We start from the raw sequence: 5,992 nt of genomic DNA, 5'->3' as shown, positions 1-5,992 counted from the left end.
TAAAACAACCATCGGTACGGAAGCAATAACCATTCCAGATAATAAGACACCCCAGTCGGTTCTTAAAGCATCCCTGAAGACCATCAACCCGGATGGAATCGTTTTCAATTCACTGGAATTAATAAATACCGTCGCAAACAGAAATTCATTCCATGCATAGAAGGCGTTGATAATGACAGAAGTAATGACGATTGGAATCGATAAAGGCAAGTAAATTCTCCAATAGATCCCAAATTCACTGCATCCATCAATTAAAGCAGATTCTGACAGCTCTTTTGGTACAGTGATGAAAAAAGCGCGGATTAAGATAATCGTAAGAGGGAGTCTATAAGCAACATACGTTAAAATTAACGCCCATCTCGTATCGATTAAGTTAAAGAATGTTAAAATCTCAAATAAAGGAATGAGTGCAACTTCCGGATTCATCATCAAACCGCCAATGATAAATAGAAGAGCCGCGTCAATCCAGCGATTCCGATATCGGGCCAAAACAAAGGCAGCCATTGTACCGGTCATCACCGTAAGGAGGATTGAAAAGCCAGTCACATATGTGCTATTCAAAAAGTAGTTTTGAATTCCTTTTTCCCAGGCCAGTTTGTAATTCTCAAAGTGCCATTCACTGGGAAGAGCCCAAACGTTTGAATAAATTTCTTGATAACTTTTAAAAGAAGAGATAAACATCCAAAAAAGCGGGTATAGGATTATCAAGGCGAAAATCAATAATCCAAGAAAAACGATATTTCTGGATATACGCGTTTTAAGTGGCATGTAATTCCTTTGAGCAGCCGGGAAAATTGATTTTTCAGTTGTACGATTTTCTAATTCCATCGTCAATCTTCCTTTCCTGTTTTAGACACTTTGATTTGGACTAATGCAAAGATTGCCGATAACAAAAACATTAAAGTGGCGATCGAAGAAGCATAACCCATATTGTCCTTAAAGAATCCATTTTGATACATATGGACGGCTAATGTCATCGAGCTGTTGCCGGGTCCTCCACTGGTTAAAATATAGGGCTCATTAAAGACCAGGATCGAACCGGTTACTGTAATCAACAAGTTAACAAACATGGTTTCCTTTACCTGCGGAAGGGTGATGTGAAAGAACTGACGGATCTTCCCTGCACCGTCGATGTGTGAGGCTTCATACAATTCATTGGGAATTTTTTGAATAGCGACAATGAACAGCATGGTGATTAAACCAATACTTTGCCACTGGGACATGGCAATGACACTATAGATGGCAGTTGTCGAATTACCAAGCCAGGGTTTGGCAAGTTCGCCGAGTCCGATTAACTCCATAAAGCTGTTTAACAATCCTATTTGCGGATTATAAACAAAGCCGAATAAAAGGGCGATGACTGAGATAGAGATCATGACAGGGATAAAATAAATGACCCTCAGGGCTGGAGCGACTTTGCGAAACAACTTATCTTCCAGAATACTTGCAAGTATCAAGGCAAAGAATATCTGAAAAATCACCGATATCGCTGCATATTTCAGGTTGTTGAAGAAGGCGATACCGATCACTTCATCCCGGAATAATTCTTTAATATTGCTTAAACCTACAAACTTTTTTGAATCTGAAAATACATTGAAATCAAAGAAGCTGTTATAAAAGTTTTGAATTAGTGGAATGTAAATGAATACGCCTAAAAACAGGACAGTTGGCAGAAGGAATAAAATTGGTGTTAGAGACATTCTTTTTAATCTCATACGTATCACCCACTTTCAAGATAATGAGAAAGCCCCGACACCCGAATGTCAGGGCCCTCCCTTTTACTCACTTATTTTCGCTGCTTCTTTTTGAACCTCTTTCATAATATCTTCTGGTGTTTTTTGTTTCGTAGCCAGTTCCTGACCGCCGCGCATGAAGATATCTGCAATCGTAATATCAACCGCATTATCGAACCATGGTGCTGTATTGGATGCATCTAACACAATTTGATACGCTTCATAGCTTGTAGGACTGGTATTCTCTTCCGTGACACCATTTTTCACTGCATTTAACTGGCCATCTGCTTTCGTGAATTCCTGAGCCGTTTCTTCAGAAGTCAGAAATTTCAGGAATTCAACCGCTTCTTGTGGAGCATCCTTGCTAAGCATCCAGCCTTCAGGTGCGCCTGTCAGGGAATCCGCCCGTCCTTTTCCATCCGTTACTTCAGGGAAGTTGAAGAAACCGATCTCTACATCTCCAATGTCTTGAACCAACCCTACTTCAGCAAATTGCATATATAGAATTGGCACTTCTCCAGCGGCAAACATATTTCTTGCTGCTTCGTGATCAATAGCGGTAGAGACTTCTCCCATATAGGCAGTCAGCTCCTGGAACATCTCTAACCCTTGAATGTATCCTTGATCTGTATAAGGTGAAGCACTTTCCAGTTTATAGTCTGCCTCGCGGACTTCAGGATCCACGACCCGGTCAAAGATCGTACCCATATAGTGAGAAATAGCCCATGCATTCGTTAATCCTTCGACAAGAGGCGTGTCGTAACCAGCCGACTTTAGTTGATCCAATGAATCAAGCATCTCATCGTATGTCTTCGGAACCTCAATATTATGCTCCTCAAAGATTTGTTTGTTATAGAAGAAGGCTTTTCCATCTACCGTGAAAGGAATACCATACGTTTTATCATCAAAGGTAAACCCTTCATACTGTGATTCAAGAATATTCCCGCTCCATTCCTGGTCTTCACTAATGATGTCATTCAGTTCTTTTATCCGGCCGGAACTGACCAGATTTTCAGCAAAGGAGTCTGACCATGAAGAGAAAATATCAGGCAGGCCATCATTTGATACCAGAACCCTTACCTTCTCTTTATAAGAGTCGTTTAGAACAGAATCGACATTAATGGTGACACCGGGATGCGATTCTTCAAATTCTTTGATTTTCTCATCATAGAATGATTTTCTCGGCTCATTTGGCCAGCGGTGAAAGAAATCAATAACGACTTCTCCCTCTTTAGATGCGGAACTTGAGTCAGATGAGTTACACCCTGCCAGGATACCTGCAGCGGTTAAGCCTACTAGAAGAAAGCTGAACATTTTTTTCATATCATCGCCTCATCCATACCATTATTTTTAATAATAGATTTTACACCATGTTTACGACAATTAATACTCCATTTTCCACATGTATCTTCTAACAGACAGCGGGTGACCTGTATGCTCTGCCAAGCCATCTGCATAAAGCCGCATGACAGGGCCTGCCAATGCTGGACCAAAATACTCTTTCAAATCATCATCCACACCGCTGTAGTCGAATTTGCTGACGTCTACCACTTCAACTTTCTCACTGTATTTTGTTACGAAATCCAGTGCACGCTGATCTAAAGGCTTACTTGGACCCTCACCGACAATCAGCAGGAAAGGCACGTCAAAATCCGTGATTTCAAACGGACCATGAAAATATTCCCCTGAATGAATCGCATTTGAATTGATCCACAGCATTTCCATTAGAAGGCAGCTGGTGAATGAGTATGCATGATGGATATAAGCGCCGCTTGCCATCGTATAAATCGTTTTCTCTCTCTTATTCCGTTTACCGAATTCAAAAGCTGCTTCCTTATGTTTCTCCTGATTCGTTTCGATCAATTCTCCAAGATTGCTTAACTGAGCAATTCCTCTATCGTATTTTTCGTCACCTGTAAGGGTTTTCAACAGATTAAAAATAAATGTGTAATAAATTCCGATTTCACCGTCAATGGCATTGGATCCATCTTTGTAATTATAGTGAAGGATATATTCTGCTTCTTTACAAAGTGGCGATTCTACATCCATAGAGATGGCAACAGTCAGAGCACCTGTACTTCTGGCATAAGTAGCTGCTTTAACAGTTTCCGGAGTTGTTCCAGAGTGGGAACGCAGGATAACTAAACTGTTTTCATTCAACGCTTTTGGTTCCGAATGAACAAATTCGTTAGAAGTGTAAACAAAGCTTGGTTTTCCAGTATCTTTTGTAACGAAGTAATCACCAAAAGACAAGGATGCCATTGAACCGCCGCAAGCTACGAAAAATACATTTTGCACATTTTTGTTTTCGATTGCGTTCATTACATTTTGAAGTTGATTCACATGTTCTTGCTTCATTAAAGCCCCCTCCTTTCCATTGGTTTTGATTGCTGATTGGGATAATGAATGTGTCATAAAAGCACCTCCGAGATTTTATGATGTCTCATAACATCATATTGATAATTATAATACGTCATATGACGTTATAGGTCAACAGTATATTTAAAATTTTCTCACTATTTTAAATATACAAATTTCGACAGGTTTTTTAGTTGTCTTACAAGCAACCATTAGATGGCTTGACATGGTATTACATAAAAAAGAACTAGAGGATATTCATATGACACTTTACAGACGAACAATTCCGGAATGGATGGGCTTTCAAATACCGCTGTTGATTTCCGTGCAAGACTTCGCTTTCCGCGGGCGGTTGGTGAGCCTCCTCGTCGCTAAAGCTCCTGCGGGGTCTCACCTAACACGCTTCTCCCGCAGGAGTCTTCGTCTTGCACTCCAATCAACCGCTGGAACAAGCTAATATGAACATGCTTGTTCTTACAAAACCAAAAAACCCGAACTAATTCGAATTCTATTGAAAGAATTTGAATTTTAGTTCGGATTTTATTTAACCAAAAACACATATGTCACAGTATTATCTCTTTGCCTTTACTCTGCCTGATCTATTATTTTGCATTAATTTTTGTGTTTGTTTGGATACCTTCTAAATCTACACCTTCATAACCTGTTTATAATGAAGGTTCATATTCAAATCAATGAGCCATCATCTCATCTGCTATTTCTTCTCCGGTCATGTCTGATGGATAGTAGGTTGGCCAGTTCGTGACTTCGTTTAATAAAGCTTCACGGTCGTCACCCCAGTACAGATGGTAGTGACCAGCTTTTGTCGGATAGATACTATGGTCGCTGAATTGAATATACTGAGGAAGATCTCCGGATTCTCCTTCAAGTTTAAATATGAATCTTACTCCTCTATTACCGGCATCGTAGGTCAGGATTTCATATCCATCATACTTGTATACACCGGAATTTTCTTCCCCATTTTCATAGAAAGTGACTGTGTTTCCTTCAATCAAAACCCTGTCTGCATCTGTCTGGTACCCTTCTTTATAGTATTCTTTATATTCTTCCGCTGTTTTATCTTCTTCATGTACTGCTTTATGGGCAAATACTTCATCAAGAGTACCATCTGTTAGGAATGGATAAACAGACTGCCAGTCACCCTCCCAATCAGAAAGGTCACGGTCCTTTACTTGACTGTCTTCAAAGTAACCTTCATAGATTTTCTCTGTTTCTTCGTCATGGGCATGATGATGATCATGGTCGTGTTCACTTTCAGATGCTTCTTCTGATACTTTTGAAGGCTCAGCCAAGGCTTTTGATAATACGTCTAAATTTTGATTCATGAGTGTAAAGTAATCCTCATTATTTTTAATTTCCTCTTCTGTCAAAATGGATAAATTGTGGATGCGTAAAGCCTCTGCACCAATTTCTTTTCTAACAACCTCTGCCACTTTAGGAGTTACATTCTGTTCGAAAAATACATGTTTTAATCCATACTTTTCTGCGATTTCGATAATGTTTTGCAACTCTTTTTGTGAAGGTTCATTGCTGGGACTTAAACCCGTAACGGCAATTTGTTCAATGCCGTAGGCTTGCTCCCAATATCCATAAGCAGCATGTGACACAATTATTCTATTCCCTGGCAACTTCTCAAGCTTTGTATGGAACTCCTCTTCCAGATTTTCAAGATCACCTTTAAGTTCCTCAAAGTTTTTAGTAAAGGTTTCTTCTTTTTCAGGTTTAAGCTCTACCAGTGTATCTTTAATGTTTTCTGCCAGCTTTATAGAACGTATTGGATCCAGCCAAACGTGTGGATCTTTGTCCCCATGGTTATGTCCGGCATGTTCATCTTCATGATCGCCTTCATGATCATGGCCGTGACTTATTAAGTCTACCCCTTT

At 39.8% G+C, this 5,992-nt stretch carries 4 protein-coding genes and 3 pseudogenes; all 7 read right to left on the bottom strand.

Annotation, left to right across the window (positions count from 1 at the left end; genetic code table 11):
- A partial coding sequence (locus HP456_RS18570; protein ID WP_172253838.1) for a carbohydrate ABC transporter permease occupies nucleotides 1-828 on the bottom strand: 828 nt, incomplete at its 3' end.
- 2 nt (nucleotides 829-830) lie between these two features.
- On the bottom strand, nucleotides 831-1,700 hold the full coding sequence (locus tag HP456_RS18565) for a carbohydrate ABC transporter permease (protein WP_376766236.1): 870 nt from the start codon (nucleotides 1,698-1,700) through the stop codon (nucleotides 831-833).
- Nucleotides 1,701-1,778: 78 nt separating this feature from the next.
- On the bottom strand, nucleotides 1,779-3,056 hold the full coding sequence (locus HP456_RS18560) for an ABC transporter substrate-binding protein (protein WP_172253834.1): 1,278 nt from the start codon (nucleotides 3,054-3,056) through the stop codon (nucleotides 1,779-1,781).
- A gap of 60 nt (nucleotides 3,057-3,116) precedes the next feature.
- A complete protein-coding gene (locus HP456_RS18555) occupies nucleotides 3,117-4,091 on the bottom strand; it encodes an SIS domain-containing protein (protein WP_172253832.1) in 975 nt (324 codons plus the stop codon).
- A 212-nt stretch (nucleotides 4,092-4,303) separates the two neighbouring features.
- Nucleotides 4,304-4,531, bottom strand: a pseudogene (locus HP456_RS25130) (hypothetical protein).
- 249 nt (nucleotides 4,532-4,780) lie between these two features.
- Nucleotides 4,781-5,395 (bottom strand): annotated as a pseudogene (locus HP456_RS25685) (metal-binding protein ZinT); the annotation flags it as partial.
- Between the two features lie 18 nt (nucleotides 5,396-5,413).
- A pseudogene (locus HP456_RS25680) lies at nucleotides 5,414-5,977 on the bottom strand (metal ABC transporter solute-binding protein, Zn/Mn family); the annotation flags it as partial.
- Nucleotides 5,978-5,992: the final 15 nt, after the last annotated feature.

Source organism: Bacillus haikouensis (assembly GCF_013179555.1).
Classification (GTDB): Bacteria; Bacillota; Bacilli; order Bacillales; family Bacillaceae_B; genus Rossellomorea; species Rossellomorea haikouensis_A.
Note: the sequence above shows the minus strand (reverse complement) of the source record. Positions and strands in the feature narration are given on the sequence as shown.